The 16,300-nt window shown below is 37.0% G+C and carries 18 protein-coding genes; 8 read left to right on the forward strand and 10 right to left on the reverse strand.

Annotation, left to right across the window (positions count from 1 at the left end; genetic code table 11):
• Positions 1-22 precede the first annotated feature (22 nt).
• Entirely contained in the window at positions 23-772 is a 750-nt protein-coding gene (locus H4J56_RS09505; RefSeq protein WP_182259238.1) for an ABC transporter substrate-binding protein, read from the forward strand.
• Positions 773-853: 81 nt separating this feature from the next.
• Here the strand turns inward: H4J56_RS09505 and H4J56_RS09510 are convergent, their stop codons facing one another.
• Together H4J56_RS09510 and H4J56_RS09515 are read right to left on the reverse strand one after the other, a co-directional pair.
• Complete coding sequence (locus H4J56_RS09510; protein ID WP_182259239.1) at positions 854-1,456, reverse strand: DUF938 domain-containing protein; 603 nt, start codon at positions 1,454-1,456, stop codon at positions 854-856.
• Between the two features lie 8 nt (positions 1,457-1,464).
• Entirely contained in the window at positions 1,465-2,607 is a 1,143-nt protein-coding gene (locus H4J56_RS09515; RefSeq protein ID WP_182259240.1) for a GNAT family N-acetyltransferase, read from the reverse strand.
• A 304-nt stretch (positions 2,608-2,911) separates the two neighbouring features.
• On the opposite strand from H4J56_RS09515, the gene H4J56_RS09520 reads away from it, so the two are divergent.
• Positions 2,912-3,082, forward strand: a complete 171-nt coding sequence (locus H4J56_RS09520; RefSeq protein ID WP_182214298.1) for a hypothetical protein — start codon at positions 2,912-2,914, stop codon at positions 3,080-3,082.
• 23 nt (positions 3,083-3,105) lie between these two features.
• On the opposite strand, the gene H4J56_RS09525 is transcribed toward H4J56_RS09520, so the two are convergent.
• Positions 3,106-3,297: a hypothetical protein gene (locus tag H4J56_RS09525; protein WP_182259241.1), complete on the reverse strand. Its 192-nt coding sequence runs from the start codon at positions 3,295-3,297 to the stop codon at positions 3,106-3,108.
• Positions 3,298-3,564: 267 nt separating this feature from the next.
• On the opposite strand from H4J56_RS09525, the gene H4J56_RS09530 reads away from it, so the two are divergent.
• On the forward strand, positions 3,565-4,359 hold the full coding sequence (locus H4J56_RS09530; protein WP_182259242.1) for an ABC transporter substrate-binding protein: 795 nt from the start codon (positions 3,565-3,567) through the stop codon (positions 4,357-4,359).
• A 153-nt stretch (positions 4,360-4,512) separates the two neighbouring features.
• Positions 4,513-5,385, forward strand: a complete 873-nt coding sequence (gene yghU, locus H4J56_RS09535; RefSeq protein ID WP_182259243.1) for a glutathione-dependent disulfide-bond oxidoreductase — start codon at positions 4,513-4,515, stop codon at positions 5,383-5,385.
• 380 nt (positions 5,386-5,765) lie between these two features.
• Here the strand turns inward: yghU and H4J56_RS09540 are convergent, their stop codons facing one another.
• The 5 genes from H4J56_RS09540 to purE all read right to left on the reverse strand — a co-directional run bounded on the left by H4J56_RS09540 (position 5,766) and on the right by purE (position 10,294).
• Positions 5,766-6,236, reverse strand: coding sequence for a phosphate-starvation-inducible PsiE family protein (locus tag H4J56_RS09540; RefSeq protein ID WP_182170271.1), 471 nt, complete (start codon positions 6,234-6,236; stop codon positions 5,766-5,768).
• A gap of 107 nt (positions 6,237-6,343) precedes the next feature.
• A complete protein-coding gene (locus H4J56_RS09545; RefSeq protein ID WP_182251288.1) occupies positions 6,344-6,787 on the reverse strand; it encodes a SirB2 family protein in 444 nt (147 codons plus the stop codon).
• Between the two features lie 174 nt (positions 6,788-6,961).
• Positions 6,962-8,584: a SulP family inorganic anion transporter gene (locus H4J56_RS09550; RefSeq protein WP_220465297.1), complete on the reverse strand. Its 1,623-nt coding sequence runs from the start codon at positions 8,582-8,584 to the stop codon at positions 6,962-6,964.
• A gap of 118 nt (positions 8,585-8,702) precedes the next feature.
• Positions 8,703-9,815, reverse strand: coding sequence for a 5-(carboxyamino)imidazole ribonucleotide synthase (locus H4J56_RS09555; RefSeq protein WP_182230392.1), 1,113 nt, complete (start codon positions 9,813-9,815; stop codon positions 8,703-8,705).
• Positions 9,815-10,294: a 5-(carboxyamino)imidazole ribonucleotide mutase gene (purE, locus tag H4J56_RS09560; RefSeq protein ID WP_182170260.1), complete on the reverse strand. Its 480-nt coding sequence runs from the start codon at positions 10,292-10,294 to the stop codon at positions 9,815-9,817. Before purE ends, H4J56_RS09555 begins: the two co-directional genes overlap by 1 nt.
• Before the next feature lie 163 nt (positions 10,295-10,457).
• Between purE and H4J56_RS09565 the strand changes: the two genes are divergently transcribed.
• From H4J56_RS09565 to H4J56_RS09575, 3 genes are all read left to right on the forward strand, one after another.
• Positions 10,458-11,408 (forward strand): LysR family transcriptional regulator, encoded by a 951-nt coding sequence (locus tag H4J56_RS09565; protein WP_182214287.1) that lies wholly within the window; start codon positions 10,458-10,460, stop codon positions 11,406-11,408.
• A 496-nt stretch (positions 11,409-11,904) separates the two neighbouring features.
• Complete coding sequence (locus H4J56_RS09570) at positions 11,905-12,291, forward strand: hypothetical protein (RefSeq protein WP_182203676.1); 387 nt, start codon at positions 11,905-11,907, stop codon at positions 12,289-12,291.
• Between the two features lie 178 nt (positions 12,292-12,469).
• Positions 12,470-13,105 (forward strand): HPP family protein, encoded by a 636-nt coding sequence (locus tag H4J56_RS09575; protein WP_182170251.1) that lies wholly within the window; start codon positions 12,470-12,472, stop codon positions 13,103-13,105.
• Between the two features lie 84 nt (positions 13,106-13,189).
• On the opposite strand, the gene H4J56_RS09580 is transcribed toward H4J56_RS09575, so the two are convergent.
• Complete coding sequence (locus H4J56_RS09580; protein ID WP_182259244.1) at positions 13,190-14,269, reverse strand: site-2 protease family protein; 1,080 nt, start codon at positions 14,267-14,269, stop codon at positions 13,190-13,192.
• 211 nt (positions 14,270-14,480) lie between these two features.
• Positions 14,481-14,978 carry a fasciclin domain-containing protein gene (locus tag H4J56_RS09585; RefSeq protein ID WP_182214281.1) on the reverse strand — a complete coding sequence of 166 codons (498 nt, stop codon included), beginning with the start codon at positions 14,976-14,978 and terminating at the stop codon, positions 14,481-14,483.
• Between the two features lie 368 nt (positions 14,979-15,346).
• Here H4J56_RS09585 and H4J56_RS09590 point away from each other — a divergent pair, with 368 nt between their 5' ends.
• Positions 15,347-16,237 carry a dienelactone hydrolase family protein gene (locus H4J56_RS09590; protein WP_182259245.1) on the forward strand — a complete coding sequence of 297 codons (891 nt, stop codon included), beginning with the start codon at positions 15,347-15,349 and terminating at the stop codon, positions 16,235-16,237.
• The last annotated feature ends 63 nt before the right edge of the window (positions 16,238-16,300 follow it).

Genomic DNA, 16,300 nt, shown 5'->3' on the forward strand with positions numbered 1-16,300 from the left:
TTTTCATAATAAGAGAGCCGTAATGAAACAACGTAATAAAAATATGCTAGTAAAATTTATTACCTTGATGACGTTAATAGGCAATGTTTTTCCACTTTCCGGGCAAACACTCCAGATTGAAACAATCAATGTCGCTCCCTTTGGCTTTATTGGGGACAATAGTAAGCCAACTGGAATGATGTTCGAAATAAGTAATAGAATTGCCGAAGTAGCAGGGCTTAACTATACCAATAAGATAATTCCTTATGCTCGTACTATTATTCACCTGAAACAAGGCAAATCAGATTTTGTGCTACGTTTCAATAATGATCAGTTGCCCGCGATCTCCATCCCATTAGTCTCAGTGATCACTATGCCAATTATTATCCTGTCTAGGGCGGGAACTCACTATCGAAGCCTAAAGGATCTCCATGGAAAAACAGTGGGAGTGGTGCGAGGCGGTGAATTTGATGTCAATTTTGATAATGATACCGCCATTAATAAAGTTGAAGTCAATAATTACACACAAATGCTAAAACTGTTAATCAGTGGTCGAATTGACGGCTGTATTGGTACCAATGTTGGATTATATTACAACGCTAAGCAACTTGGCATAAAACCTGAGGTATTGAATTCACCATTAGAACTAAGTTTCAAAGATTTTGTACTTCATTTTTCTAAAAAGAAGATAAATACCCAGACAATGAAAATATTAAAAAAATCAGTAGAAAAGCTTAAAAGTAATGGGGAGATCCAGACAATCGTCAACAAATACATCGGCGATTTCAAATAGCGGCTTTCATCAAGCCATTAATCAATTTTTGTTAATCGCTTGAAATCGAGAGCGGCGTTAAATATTGACGATATTGAATTTTTATATTTTAGAAAAAACTAATAGCCGATTATTCGCGGGCATTGGATGATCGTTAATTAACTCAAGTCCTGCTGACGTTGCCAATAATAAGACTGCCTCAATATCTCTAATACCGCTATTCTTATCTCTTTCTTTAAGCCACACATCGAAGTCTGCGTTACTCTCACTAGAGAACTGCCCTTGATAGTTAAAAGGTCCGTATATACAAATACTTGCTGAAGATGATAAGTTTTGCGCAAGCCCCTCAAAAAACTTAACCACTAATGGCCAGCTAATGATATGCAGTGTATTAGCGGTATATACGCCATCAAGGGGGGCATTTTGATTAAGCTTAGGCCAAGTTCTATTTAGATCAACGACGACCGGCCTTTTTACATTCAACCACTTGCTTTCATCGAGCCAGGCATTAATACCCTGGTGGTTTATTAGTAAATCACTGGTTTGCCAGGTTAGATGGGGTAAATTTGGACCAAAAAAGGCCGCGTGCTGCCCTGTTCCTGAGCCAATTTCAAGGACATGCTTAGCACTTGCAAACACTTTGGTTAAAACATTCAAAATAGGTAATTTATTGTTTTCACATGCTTGGGAAAAAGGTTTATTCATTATTTTTCTTAAGTTGATTCATTGGTAGCTAACGTTTTGAAAGGTAACGCCTGCTGGCATTGCTGCTGGTACGTTAGCATATGCTGTTGCTCTTGATGACAAAAATTTTTAATTGCAGCCTTAAAAGCTGGGTGTTTTATCCAGTGGTAAGAGTAGGTTAATGTTGGTTCAAAGCCTCGTTGAATTTTGTGTTCACCTTGAGTACCCGGGTTAAAAACTTGCAAGTTGTGTTCAATACAAAACTCGATACCTCGATAATAACAAAGCTCAAAATGTAAATTATTATAATGTTTAGTACAGCCCCAATATCGCCCATATAAGTGAGTATCATCATAAAAAAAGAGCGCACAGGCGATGTCTTCTTGCTGATGACTGGCGATGATCAATAAAATATTATCAGTCATACTAAGCACTATTTGCTTAAAAAAATCATAGCTCAAGTGGGGTTGATGACCCCGTTTTAAATAAGTTAATTGATAAGTTAGATAGAAAAAATCAAGTTCTTGTCGGCTAATTTCGCTATTTTTCAGTTGACGAATTTTAATCTCTTGTTGAGTAATAGACAGCCTTTCTTTGCGAGTGTTTTTTCTTTTGCGCGAAGTAAACGTACCTAGAAAGTCGTCAAAGGTTTTATAATCACGATTAAACCAGTGAAATTGCACCGTATTACGTTGATAAATATCCGCTGGTAAAACTGTTTTTATTTCATCACAGTATAATATATGCCAACTATTAATATTTTCTTGCTGGCAATGTTCAATGAGCGGTGCAAACAACTCATTTATTTGGAGTTTTTCTGAAAGTAATTTATTACTGGTTACGGGGGTAAATGGAATAGTTGCGACTAATTTAGGATAATAATTTATCTCATTGCGTTGATAAGCCTCGGCCCAATCCCAATCAAAAACATACTCCCCCCAAGAGTGGCTTTTCAAGTACATCGGCATCACACCTGTGACATCACCGTTTGTTGATGTCACTAAATGATGAGCTTGCCAACCTTGTTTAACACTAACTGAGTCACTTTTTTCAAGCGCGCTAAAAAACTCATAAGCAAGAAAAGGGCTAGGTGAATTATTTAACGCTTGCCAATCAATAGCACTTATTTTGTCAATATGATTAAGAAAATTAATATTTATATCAGCATTCAATCGCGTTTTACTCAACAGCCTATGGCTGTTTATCTAGCAATAGTGACTTAATTTTACTGTCAAAATAGCATTATTAAAGGATGTTGCGTCAATGATAGCGCTATTTTTTCTCGAAATGTATCACTAAGCCATATTTTTAAATTATCAGGGGTGGCAAAATAAAAAATAGCCAACAATAAAAAGAGTCCTAATACTAAGTAACGCAAGCTGATATTTCTCTGAAATATAGAGAGTATCTAGTACTAGAATTTATTTAACAGCACTTATACAATACATCTTTATAGTAAATAAAGGTGAATTTCCGGTGTCTGAGAAAGTGATTAACTTCGAGTTTGAAAAGCACAATAAAAACAGTATTCGATATAAAGAAGTACCTGAGAATGGAATGCCCCCCGTTTTAGGGTCTATCTATGTGCAAAAATGGTTTGCCGGTGACAATAAAAACATTGAAATAACCATTAAAACAAAAGATTAAACAACTAAAGTCCGATCCCTACTCTATCGCCCATATAAGCGGTGCTGTATTAAGGCAACGTGCAGTTGAGGTTGAAAATATTTAAGATGAGAAGTACCAGCAACGGCCATGTTCAATCCTGAAGTATTGACCTTATCAGCTGAAATAACAAAAGGTTGAGAAGACTGTTTAAGTGTACCTAAGATGCGCAGTTTTGTGCCAAGGTACAGTGTCATCAGGTTCCGACATTATCACTGACAAGGTATTGAATAACAAAAAGAATTAGCCAGTTTTATTGACCGGTTTTCAGCATAAATCAGACCATTTGAACGGTTTAACTTTTATTGACAAAGTAAAGTCGACAACGGACTTTGTCAGTGAAAATATATGGTATAAACAGATAATTGGTGAAAACGTTAACAACTAATCATGTTCTTTACTGGCTTTAAGTTGACTATCAATAGTTGCTAGATAAATAAAAATAAAGCTTTATACTGCCTATAATGATGAAATTTATAAAAATAATACCTTTACTTTTCCTTTGCTCATTAAGTGCATTAGCACAATCGAGCGCAAAGCCAGATTTGGCGTTATTGGAAAAGGGCAAAACAATTCTAACCGTAGCTACCGAAAATATTGGTTACTACCCATTTTACTATCCAGAAAATGGTGAAATAAAAGGTTTTTCGGTTGAGGTTCTTAATTATATTGAAGCGCATTCAAACTATGATTTTGAGTTTATTATTCTTCCTTGGCCAAGGGCCGTTCACTTGGTTGCAGAAGGCAGGATCGATTTAATACTGACCTTATTTAAAACACCGAAGCGCGAAAAAATGTATCATTTTATTGAGCCTTCTTATGCTAATGAAATTAATCAATTATTCACTTTAAAAGATAATAATTTTGAGTTTGATGGAAAATTAAAACAGCTAATACCCTACTCTGTCGGCACTATTAGAGAATATTCCTACGGCGAATATTTTGATGGTGCCAGCTACCTAAATAAATTGCCCGCATTAACAGAAGAAGTACTTTTAAAACTGTTGCTCGGCAAACAAATAGATATGTTAATCAGTAACCCATTAGTGTTTAATCAATTAATTTTAAAAGAAAAGGTTGGCGCTCAAGTTAAGGCGATAGAGCCATATATATCAATGACTCCTGTATATATGGCGCTAACTAAGAAGAGAAAAGACTCGCTAGCAATAAATACCACACTTGGGCAACTCACTGAGCAGTTAAAAGCGTCTCCTTACTATCAAGAATTACTCAATAAATATCAGTTGAATTTTAAATAATAGAGTTAAATTAAAGACACTGCGGGTTTAGCTTACTAACACCATTATTTTCAGCAGATTAAGCTGATATTATCGGTTTATAATTTGCTACTACTTAGTTAAAAACGCCAGGATCATTCAATGATGGTCTCAATCATAATTACGGAGTCTACAATGTCTACAGATATCTATGTACCACCAAAGATATGGGAATGGAATAAAGAGTCTGGTGGTAAATTTGCCAGTATTAACCGCCCTATTGCAGGAGAAACGCATCAAGGCGACTTGCCCGTAGGTAAGCACCCTTTCCAGCTATACTCGCTGGCTACCCCTAATGGTGTCAAAATCACCATTTTGTTAGAAGAGCTATTAGCGTTAAATATAGCAGAAGCCGAATACGATGCGCACTTGATTGATATAATGGCCGGTGATCAATTTAGCTCAGGCTTTGTTGATATCAATCCCAACTCTAAAATACCGGCTTTAGTTGATAATAGTGGCGATAATAAACTGCCCATTTTTGAATCTGGCGCGATACTTCTGCATTTGGCTGAAAAGTTTGCTGCCTTCATACCCAAAGAGCCGTTACTTAAAGCACAATGCTTATCATGGCTATTTTGGCAAGTGGGTAGTGGCCCTTATTTAGGCGGTGGGTTTGGTCATTTTTTTGCTTACGCACCCGAAAAATTTGAATATCCAATAGAACGTTTCACTATGGAAGTTAAACGACAACTCGATGTACTCGACCGTCATTTAGCCAATAATAAATATATGTGTGGCGAGCAATACACTATTGCAGATATCGCTATATGGCCATGGTATGGAGCATTAGTACAAAATAAAGTCTATGAAGCTGCAGAGTTTTTACAAACGCAATCCTATAAAAACTTATTGCGATGGACCGAAGAAGTTGGCAATCGAGCAGCTGTTAAGCGTGGTTTAATGGTCAATCGTACTTGGGGAGAGTTAGAAGAACAATTACATGAACGCCATGATGCCAGTGATTTTGAACTTAAAACTCAAGACAAGCTAGTCGATTCTCAATAATCAACTCGGGTCTTTAGCCTGATAGTTGTGCTGCCAAAATTTTTTACCCGCAGGCTCATTGACTAATGAGCCATGACCACCTTTGGCGGTAACAGGGGAAGAAAGTTAAAAAACAAAAATATCATGACTCACTGCTTATTCCTTAGCAGGAGTCTTGATTTATTATCGGATTTATTTAATGTAGATTCGAATATACTAGGTGTTTAATTCGTATTTATCGAAGTATTAAGGCTAACTTATACGCTGAATTTAGCCTTAATAACTTATACTAACAAGCAGATAAACCGCATAAGAAAACGTTAAATTTAACATTAACATTAATGTTTTCATTGGGGTAAACGGACACTACAACTCAAAATTATATGTAAGAAGTCAATAAATTATGATTCTGGCTTAATTATCTCGTTAGCTTGCGTACTTTTCTTTTTTATTAACCAGTACGTTACTCCAAGAGAAATAGTCACCAAAGCAAGACCAACAATTTGATCTGCAGAAACAAGTTTAAGATCTAACACAATAACTTTACGGGCAACTGCCATCAATGCTGTGGCAACAACCAATTCTACCGGGATAACGTTTGAGCCAAGGTACAAACGAATATTGATAAAGATTTCAACCGCGATTAACACCACCATAAAAGCGCCAAAAGTTTGTAAAATATCATCAATATCTAAAAGAAAATAAGGCGGCATCGATAGTTTCAAATAGAGTACATAAACCACATCAGCGATACTCCAATAGATCACTAATACCATTAACAAGGCCAGTATTCTTATCGCAAATCGAATCGAGCGATGCAGTACCTTTAACAATGGATCTGAATGATTTTCAGGTAATTCTTCGTGTCTCATGGATCTTCCTATATGAAAAGCAGGGTAAATATATCGATATATCTATGTTCATAAAGCCATAACGTTATGATCATAGAAAATATCAATATTGAAAATACGGCTCGAAACTAGCAAATATTCGCTATCATAGCCCGCCCAAGGTCAATATAAGCGTTAACATCTTCATTCATCCCCTTGGTTTTAATATGATCAGCAAAACCAAGTCGCGCCGTCATAGCTAGCCAAAATATGGCACTAATTAAGCCAGCAATACGCCACAAATTAGTCTTAGCCCACTTAAGCGCCAACGTAATAGAGAGGACATAGATAACAAAACCTGCAAGTTTAGATGATGCCCAACCATTAACGAAAGGATACAAATTAAGCGGGTTAACGATCACCAAATAAATAAAAGTAACAGCAAATAACGTATATAAAATATGTGGTCCAATTTTTAACAGTTTGTTGTTAGCTTTATCAGACCCTTTCATCATTAACACAAAGTTAATGAGAAAAAGAACAAAAGTAAGTGTAATTATGGTTATGTGTAGATGCTTAATTATCATGTACATGTGGTTGTTCCCTAGAAATTCATTATTTATTTTATACTTAGGCTGTCAGTATATCGTTTATTTACCTAAGCAACTGCTATCTTTTATATTATTTTAACAAGTTCAGCCAAGATAAGCTGAGCATATTCATTGCACAAGTTTCTCTGTTGATAAGTTTTTGTGTCATGCAAGCATTTAGTCAAGCTTACTGTGCTTTTTTTCTAGATAAGTTAGCGAGGCTTCTAAAGCTTCATAGCGCAATGAATAGATATTATCATTGGCGACTAAATCCAATACATTACACTTTTCGAGCTGTTGATGTGTTTGCTTATTTGGGCACAATAAAAAAACTTCACATTGACCATCTTGAGCATCTTTTACTGCGTTTTCTAGCGCAAGTCCTACCGTTTCATCAATCATAGGGACATCCGTTAAATCGAGGATCATGACCTCAAAATCTGCAACACTGGTATGCTGACGAGAAATAGCTTTTGATACACTAAAAATCATCGGCCCTGATAAGTAAAAAAATAACACTTTACCATTCGCTTTATCGAGTAAGCCTCGTTCAAGCACAGTTAATGGCACATCATTGCCATCAGCATCACTAATTGCTTTAACCTTTCTGGCCTGCTCTCGACTTAAACGCTCAATAACAATGATATTAGAAATGAAGACACCAAGACCTACAGCGACAATTAAATCAACAAAAATAGTTAATAACATAACACCATACATAATGGCCATGCCCTGAACACTGACTTTATGAGCACGTTGAATAAAGCTCCAGTCAAGGATATTAAAACCTACATAAACGGCAATCCCCGCTAACACAGCCATGGGGATAGGCTCAGTTAGACCTGCAGCCACTAACACCACTAATGCAAGTACCAAGGCGCGAATGATACCTGACACAGGTGAGCGTGCACCCACTTGAATATTAGTCACGGTACCCATAGTTGCGCCAGCGCCTGGTAAAGCACCGAACAAGCCAGAGATCATATTAGCGATACCTTGTCCGCGTAACTCCCGGTCGGGATCATGTTCTTTTCGTGTTAATGAATCACCAATCACAGCAGTCAATAAGGTATCAATGCAGCCAAGTGTGCCCAGGACCAAAGCATCTATCACCATAGTAGTAAAGATGTCGACGTTGAAATGAGGAATAACTAAAGAAGGTAAACCTGCCGGTATCTCACCAATTCTGCGGATGTCATCGCTGTTGAAAAAAATTAAAGAAAGTACAGTAACAACAACTAATGCGACCAGTTGAGCCGGAACATATTTGCGGTAATGTTTAGGTAAGTAAAATAAAATACCTAAAGTAAGTGCCCCTAAAAATAATTCACTGAACTTAATATTTGCGAGTATATTAGGCAGTGCTGATAAGCTTCCCGTAACGCCACCAGAAGGTGTCTGATGTCCTAACAACGGAGCTAACTGCAAGATAATTAAAATAACACCTATGCCTGACATAAAGCCAGAAATCACACTATAAGGCATTAACGTAATATATTTTCCGAGCTTTAGTGTGCCAAGTAACATCTGAAATGCACCGGCCATCATCACAATAGTAAATGAAATTGCCATGCCTGTTTCTGGATATTTTGCCATCATGCTGGTTAATATGGCTGTCATAATAACGGTCATTGGACCGGTAGGCTCTGATATCAAACTAGATGAACCACCAAACAATGCGGCAAAAAATCCAACCATTATCGCGCCCCAAAGCCCAGCTTCAGCGCCAGCTCCTGACGCAACACCAAAAGCAAGTGCTAAAGGCAAAGAAATAATTGCGGTAGTTACACCACCAAACATATCTCCTTTGAGATTGAACTCTTTAAAACGATTTCCAAACACCGCGCAAATCCTTACTAAAAAAGATGATCAGGTCAGATAACATTTTATCTGACCCGTAAACAGAAAAACATAGAACCTAACGAATATGATTCAACTTAAGATCGCACTCAAAATTATCTATTTGTTGAACAAGATTTACTCGGTCTTTATCGAAAAAATTAACATGACCCAATTTTCGTTGCGGTTTTACTGATTTGTTGTACCAATGCAATGTTGATAAAGCTGAAAGCGAAGTCATTGGTGGTTTTTCATTACCGATTAAATTAATCATACCCGCTGTGCCAAGCGACTCTGTGCTACCTAGCACTAAGCCAGCAACCGCTCTTATATGATTTTCAAATTGGCAGGTTATACTCCCTGCTTGTGTCCAATGTCCACTATTGTGAACACGAGGTGCTAATTCATTGATCATTAATTCACCATCAACGACAAAGCACTCCATCGCCAGAACACCAACATAGTCGAGGGCATTTAATACGCTTTCCATATACGTTTGAGCTTTAAGCGCTAGCGTATTATTTTGATCTACAGCGGGTGCAATAGATTGCAGCAAAATACCGTTTTTATGGGTATTCTCTGTTAAAGCATAGTGTTCGATATTGCCATTTTTTGAACGAACCGAGACGAGAGATATTTCTCGTTCGAACTTTATCCAAGCTTCAATAATATAATCTTCGATGTTTAAATGGTCAAAGTCTTCAATATCTGCCAAGGTTTTTAGAACCCATTGGTTTTTACCATCGTAGCCATCACTACAAGATTTAACCACCATAGGTAGCTGTAAGACTTTCAATGCTTCACTAGCTGGCAACGAATAAGCAAAGGGTGAAGTTGGTATTGATAATTTTTCTAATAATTGCTTTTCTCGATAACGATGCTGACAGGCAGAAATTGCTTCAATGTTTGGCAAAACATCACAATATGCTTGCAGAGCTTTAAGCAATTCTATATCTACTTGTTCTTTTTCTACGGTAATTACATCAGGCTTTCCAAGGAGGTTATAGAGCTTATGAATATTTTGCTCTTCCCGCCAATTTTTAGTCAGTGTAACCACTCGACCTAAACCGTCAACACAATCAGTTACTTGCTGGAGATTATCATTAATAAAGCTGAATTTTATCCCTAGTGGCAGTCCTGCAAGTGCCAACATACGAGAAAGTTGTCCACAACCTACAATGGCTATGCGCATTATTCTACCTCCCATGAGACACTTTCACTTTGCTGTGAACGCCATATTTGTAGCTTGCCTTGCAGTACCGTATCATTAATGGCAAGGATTTGTGAGGCCATTAACCCCGCATTAAATGCACCTGCTTCACCAATACCTTGGGTGGCAACTGCAACGCCTTTAGGCATTTGTACGATAGATAATAGACTGTCCATTCCTTTGAGTGCTTTGCTCATTACCGGCACACCAATAACAGGTAACCAAGTTAATGCGGCAGCCATACCGGGTAAATGTGCGGCGCCACCAGCACCCGCAATAATCACGCTGTACTCTTTATCGGCATTCTCAGCAAAGTCATATAAACGTTTAGGGGTACGATGGGCTGAAACAACCATAGCTTTATACTCAATGCCCAGTGCTTCAAGAACTGTAACCGCATTTTTCATCACTGGCCAATCTGACTGTGATCCCATGATAATCGCGACTTTAATTTTTTTCATTGTAAATGGCCTTATTTTTAATGGTTAAGCGCTGGCTTGAGTTAAACATCAATCCGCTAATTAAATATTCTGATAGTGATATTATGACAAAAAAGATAAATAGATAAAAATTGATATTACCTATAGTATAAATAGATAAAAATCTATTTGATGGGGTGTAATTATGAAATCAAGGCTTCATGCTCATGTTGGCACAATCAGACAGCTGGAAATATTATTGTCAGTTCATGATAAAGGTAGTATTAAAGAAGCGTCAAAAGCACTTTTTCTAACGCAACCAACGGTATCAATACAAATGAAAAAGCTTGCAGAGGCAATGGGAGCTCCTCTATATAACTATACCAATAGACAAATATTATTTACGGATATAGGCCTAGAGTTAGTAAAAACCGCGGTAGAGGTACTTGATAGTTTTTCACGACTTGATATGGCGATAGGCAATATTAAAGGTTTTAAGTCTGGCACCTTAAGGTTGGCTGTTGTCACCACGTCTAAATATTTTATTCCCCATTTGTTGGGACCTTTTTTAGAAAAATATCCAGATATAGATATACAGTTAAATATTGGTAATCGACAACAAACCATTGATCGCCTAAAGCAAGGTATTGACGACTTCTATGTGTTTAGTCATCCGCCATCTGATATTGAAACTGAGTCGATTGAATTTTTAACCAATCCGCTGGTAGCCATAGCACATCAAGACCACCCCATTGCTAAAAAGAAAAACCTCACTTTAAAAGATTTAAGCAAGGAACCTTTCATTATGCGTGAAAAAGGTTCAGGTACAAGGTATGCCATTGAGGAATTTTTAAAGCATCATAACACTAAGCTAAATGTGAAAATGACCATTGAAAGTAATGAAGCAATTAAACATCTGGTGATGTCAAAGCTTGGCATCTCAATATTATCAGCGCATACCTTAATGTATGGTGGACAAAGTGGACTAGTGCGTTTACCAATAAGTGAACTGCCAATAAATGCTCATTGGTTTTTTGTTTGGTCTAAATCAAAACGTCAAACCTTATTAGCGGCTGAATTTCTTGCTCATATTGAAACTAATGGCCGTTCATTATTACAAAAAGAAATGATATCAAACGATATTTTATCTCGCTAAATCACTGTTAAGTTAACCTGCTTAATAAAGTAGGTTAAATGATGGGCTAATTAAATTAATTTTTTCATAAGGTTGATACCGGCTGAACAGCCAAGTATTTAACCTTTTGATAAAATAGCGCATGCACCGCATCATTAGCGAATAGAGGTAATTGAACACCAAGTGCTTGTAGTATTTGCCAATAATAATCGTTCCTTTCACCATACCTTAGCTTACTGTCGTATAAAAGCACCGCTGAACAGCATGGTTAAACTGAGCCATAATCCCCCTTTACTCCCTAACGCCTTGTCAGTAATTTACACTACTAAAAAAAACAGTTATCAACTTTTAGTTGATAATAAAACAATTACAATCGACTTTAATTGCAGTAAATAGTTAGTTATAAATAACACAGCTAAGCAGTTAACAACGATGTTGTCTAAGCGATAACATCGCTGTTAACACTTTGGCGCTGAGTCATAGTAAATAATCATTTTTAAAATTAAACGAGGCACTTATGGAATTAACAATTACCGATCTGAAAATTGAACTTTCGTCAGAAAACTTGTCGCACATCCGAGATAAAGCACGTCACATGTTTAATAAATTTTATGATCGTGTTCAAGTAATAAAAGTGACCATTGATGATATTAACGGCCCCAAAGGTGGTAAAGATAAACACTGTAGAGTGGTTATTTACAGTAAAGGTATGCCTGATATTGTTGTTACTGATAATCAAAGCTCTGTAATGTCAGCGGTGAATATTGCCCTATCAAGAGCAAGAGCAAGTTTTTTAAAAAAGGTAAAGCGCCAGCAAAAAAATTATCCAACTTGGTCTCCTAAAAGTGATATTGAACTCTCTAAAAGGGTCGAACTAGAGCGTATTGAATTAATGGTTAACTAACAATGCTATCCGCTGTGCTCACCCCTTACCAATAAAATATCGAGTAAATAACGCAACTTATTTACTCGTTTATTTAATAACTGGGTTAGTGAACACCATAACGCTCGAAACTCAAATGATAATAATTATATTGGCGCATGGGTCATTCAATAAGCACATTATGTAAAAGGAGGTAATCATGTTCGCAATATACACACCAAATGGACGAAGCTTTTCAGGCCCACTGGAAGAGCTTTATCATGTTCAAAAAACACAATTGACTGAGCAAACACGAAGTTTTCAGGAGCTGGATGAATTCTCACCTTCGCTAAAAAAAGGTTACTCGCCGCCGCCAAAAGCTATTAATGCTTATAAAGATGCTATCAGTAAAACTGAGACAAAAGAGTTAATATGTCACGCTTATCAAATTATGACTTACCCTGTTGCCGTAATATCAGCCAGTGACACTTTAACGACGGTTATTAAGATATTCACCGAGCAGGCATATCAAGAATTTCCAATTGTAAATAGCCAACAACAACTTATGGGTAGCTTATCTAGACAACAACTGTACGAATACCTTTTAAAGCATGGCACTGATGTTGATAAAAGTGCAAAATCAAAAAGTGTCGCTGATTTATTTCTCAATGAGCATTCTAAAATTTATACCGCAGAACCGGTTACAGACATCCGACGGATTGCGGTGCTACAAGTAAAAAATCGTTTGCACACAATTCCTATTTTAGAAAACAATGGCAAAGTAGTGGGTATTATTTCGCGTACCGATATTATAAAAGCAGTCGCTATCGATCCTCCGTTATCATTGTGGTGTTAACGAAGAAAGGATAATAAAGTGCTTTAAAAAGATGACCGTTTGCTATTAACGCAATAATCACAGGACAATTATCGAGCTGTTAAATTAACTTCCCAGTATTTTTAGCGGTAATGACAACGCACTATTGCCTGTTTGGCCAACAAACCAAATAATGCCACTTAGCCCACCCAATGTAATGACATACCATAATACTGAGACAATTTGAGCATAACGGTTTAGGGGTAATAGGTCACTCAAATGTCGACGCTTATATTCAAAGAAAATTTCTATACTACCAATAGCAAGTAAAAAGCCTAATAGCGCTAAACCAAAGTGATAACTAATATAAACCCCTAATGCTGCACCTAATACACAAGCAACTAAACCAACGCGGGTATTAATTGAAAAGGCAATACTTTTGAGTATGTGTCCACCATCTAAGGGTAATACCGGCAACAAATTAAATAGATTAAGTAAGGCGTTAAAGACCGCTAAACCGGCCAGTATTTCTAAATCGGTTAGCCAGTAACCTACCAAGCAAGCAATAGAGAGTATTAGACCAAAGAAAGGGCCCATTATCGAAATAACAACATCTTGCCAGCGGGTATTAATTTTATCGTCGCTCAATGCTAAGCCTCCGACAAAAGGAATAAGGTAAATACCTTTGGTTTTCAAACCAAAGTATTTCATCGCCTTAATATGTCCATATTCATGAAAGACGAGACAAAGAATAAGTGCTATGGCAAATTCAATAGAAAATAACCAACTATATGCGGCCAAACTACCAGCAGCAAATAGCACTTTGATGACTTTGGCACTTTTTAACAATTTCAAGCCAAGTCCAGCCATGCCAATGAAACTAAATTTCATCGGCTGCTTGCTAGCTTTGCTAACTTGGCGTTGTTCTATATCTTTTTCAATGAGGGTATCTTCTTGTTGAAGTTTATTATCAACAAAAAGTTGGTATTTAAGCGCAAATGGCTGCCAATGCAGTGTGCCCTTAAGTTCTATATGTAATTCACCTTGCTCACTTTGTAGAGAGAATTGATGGGTAAAGGTATCGTTGCCATCGACTGCGTCGATTTGTGAGACACACTGGTCGTCCCAAAAAAGTTGTTGCCATCCCGCCATTGAACCTTCTAATCGTAGTGTTTTATTCAAACACGTTACTGCTAATAGTTGCACTTTATAAACTCAGTAAATAGAACCTTGCCCGATTATCACTATATTTGGAGGGGCAGCAAGGTTTATTGCCACTATTATTGATTTATCGGCAAACAGATAAGCGGGTGAAAAGTTTTTTATTCGCATCGCGATAGAAAAAGCCAGCTAAAGCTGGCTTAATAGTAAACAATTGATTAAGTATCAGTAGTTAAAGCAATACTTTACAATAACTTTACTTAGGCATTAACACTGTATCAATGACATGTATGACACCGTTACTTGCTTTAACGTCAGCCATAATCACTTTCGCATTGTTTATCATTACATTACCGCCATCTACTTTCACCATCAACATTTGGCCTTGCACTGTAGTAGCACTGTCTACTTTTACAACATCTGTAGACATCACTTTTCCAGCAACGACGTGATAAGTTAAAATCGATACTAATTTATCTTTGTTTTCTGGTTTTAATAGCATTTCAACCGTGCCTGCAGGTAACTTTGCAAAAGCTTCATCCGTTGGTGCAAATACAGTAAAAGGCCCTTTGCCTTTGAGTGTATCGACAAGTCCACCGGCTTTAACTGCAGCAACAAGAGTATTGAAAGAACCATTTGCAGCAGCTACATCAACAATGTCTTTTTTCATACCATGGTGTTCTGCATGAGAAGTCGGCATAAAAGCTAAGCTGGCAACTACGAGTAAACCTGTTGTAATAAATTTATTGAACATGTTAATTCCTATTTAATGGGTAATATTTAGTTTCAGCCAATATTTACGTACTGTTAAACAATTAAGATCAGTTTACTTAACATCTTTATAATAAAAGCGGATGAAATATAACCACATCTACCCTATCTACTAAAAAACCCATCACTAAGGCTACAAGTATATCGACACCTTATTCTTGAGTAATAGCCTCGTTTCAGCAATGAACTATGGCAAAAAACTATAAAATTTTATTATCGAAGTTCAAGGACAACGTCTAGGTAATCAAGACTAAATTACCTTAATAAATTTGCGAAAATACTTAAATAAATATATTTTATAAGGTGTTTATGAAGGGTTAGATTATTTAAATTAATAAGTGAGATAAATAAATGTCAAAAAAATCAGCTAGTGATATCCCCCAAGAAGCATTTGACTGGTACGACGAATACGCTCATGGCGGTATGGATCGCAGAAGCTTTATGGCAAAATTAGCGACTTTAGTTGCAGTGGGATACTCAATGACAGTGCTCACATCAGCATTGCTTCCAAATTATGCCCTAGCCGAACAAGTTTCTTTTAATGATGATGAAATAAAAGCTACCTATGAAACTTTCGATTCACCCGAAGGTTACGGTAAAGGTGTCGGCTACTTAGTAACACCAACCAACAAAACAGGAACCTTGCCTGTTGTTTTAGTTATTCATGAAAACAGAGGCCTAAACCCCTACGTAAAAGATGTTGCTCGACGTTTAGCTAAAGCCGGGTATCTTGCCTTTGCTCCAGATGCTTTATTCCCCTTAGGTGGATATCCTGGTAATGATGATGAAGGCAGATCTATGCAAAAGTCGATGGATGCTGAAAAAATACAGCATGACTTTGTTGCAGCAGCAAAATTCATAAAAAAACATCACAGAAGTAATGGAAAGCTTGGTGCTGTTGGCTTTTGTTTTGGTGGTTACATAGTCAATTACTTAGCCGCAGTGGAGTCTGATTTGATTATTGCTGGCGTACCTTTTTATGGCACACCAGCCAAAAAAGAATTACGTAAAAATATTAAGGCTTCGTTACTGATTCAATTGGCTGAACTCGATGAAAGGGTTAATAACTCTTGGCCTGACTATGAAAGTGACTTAAAAATTGTTCAAGCCCCCTATCAAATGCAGATCTATAAAAATGCCAAACATGGCTTTCATAATGACTCAACCAGCCGTTATGATAAAGAAAATGCCGAGCTTGCCTGGCATCGCACCCTAGCCTTTTTTACTGAGAAGCTGGTATAAAAATCATCTAAAAACACTTTATTAACGAGTTAAGCGAGCAAAGTCATCAATAAAGTAGACTTG

Origin of the sequence: Colwellia sp. BRX8-4 (genome assembly GCF_014077345.1) — a bacterium.
Taxonomy (GTDB): Bacteria; Pseudomonadota; Gammaproteobacteria; order Enterobacterales; family Alteromonadaceae; genus Colwellia_A.

Coding starts and splice junctions, on each gene's coding strand:
- H4J56_RS09505 (WP_182259238.1), top strand. CDS start 23: ATGAAACAACGTAATAAAAATATGCTAGTAAAATTTATTACCTTGATG.
- H4J56_RS09510 (WP_182259239.1), bottom strand. CDS start 1,456: ATGAATAAACCTTTTTCCCAAGCATGTGAAAACAATAAATTACCTATT.
- H4J56_RS09525 (WP_182259241.1), bottom strand. CDS start 3,297: ATGACACTGTACCTTGGCACAAAACTGCGCATCTTAGGTACACTTAAA.
- H4J56_RS09530 (WP_182259242.1), top strand. CDS start 3,565: ATGATGAAATTTATAAAAATAATACCTTTACTTTTCCTTTGCTCATTA.
- yghU (WP_182259243.1), top strand. CDS start 4,513: ATGTCTACAGATATCTATGTACCACCAAAGATATGGGAATGGAATAAA.
- H4J56_RS09540 (WP_182170271.1), bottom strand. CDS start 6,236: ATGAGACACGAAGAATTACCTGAAAATCATTCAGATCCATTGTTAAAG.
- H4J56_RS09545 (WP_182251288.1), bottom strand. CDS start 6,787: ATGTACATGATAATTAAGCATCTACACATAACCATAATTACACTTACT.
- H4J56_RS09550 (WP_220465297.1), bottom strand. CDS start 8,584: ATGTTTGGTGGTGTAACTACCGCAATTATTTCTTTGCCTTTAGCACTT.
- H4J56_RS09555 (WP_182230392.1), bottom strand. CDS start 9,815: ATGCGCATAGCCATTGTAGGTTGTGGACAACTTTCTCGTATGTTGGCA.
- purE (WP_182170260.1), bottom strand. CDS start 10,294: ATGAAAAAAATTAAAGTCGCGATTATCATGGGATCACAGTCAGATTGG.
- H4J56_RS09565 (WP_182214287.1), top strand. CDS start 10,458: ATGAAATCAAGGCTTCATGCTCATGTTGGCACAATCAGACAGCTGGAA.
- H4J56_RS09570 (WP_182203676.1), top strand. CDS start 11,905: ATGGAATTAACAATTACCGATCTGAAAATTGAACTTTCGTCAGAAAAC.
- H4J56_RS09575 (WP_182170251.1), top strand. CDS start 12,470: ATGTTCGCAATATACACACCAAATGGACGAAGCTTTTCAGGCCCACTG.
- H4J56_RS09585 (WP_182214281.1), bottom strand. CDS start 14,978: ATGTTCAATAAATTTATTACAACAGGTTTACTCGTAGTTGCCAGCTTA.
- H4J56_RS09590 (WP_182259245.1), top strand. CDS start 15,347: ATGTCAAAAAAATCAGCTAGTGATATCCCCCAAGAAGCATTTGACTGG.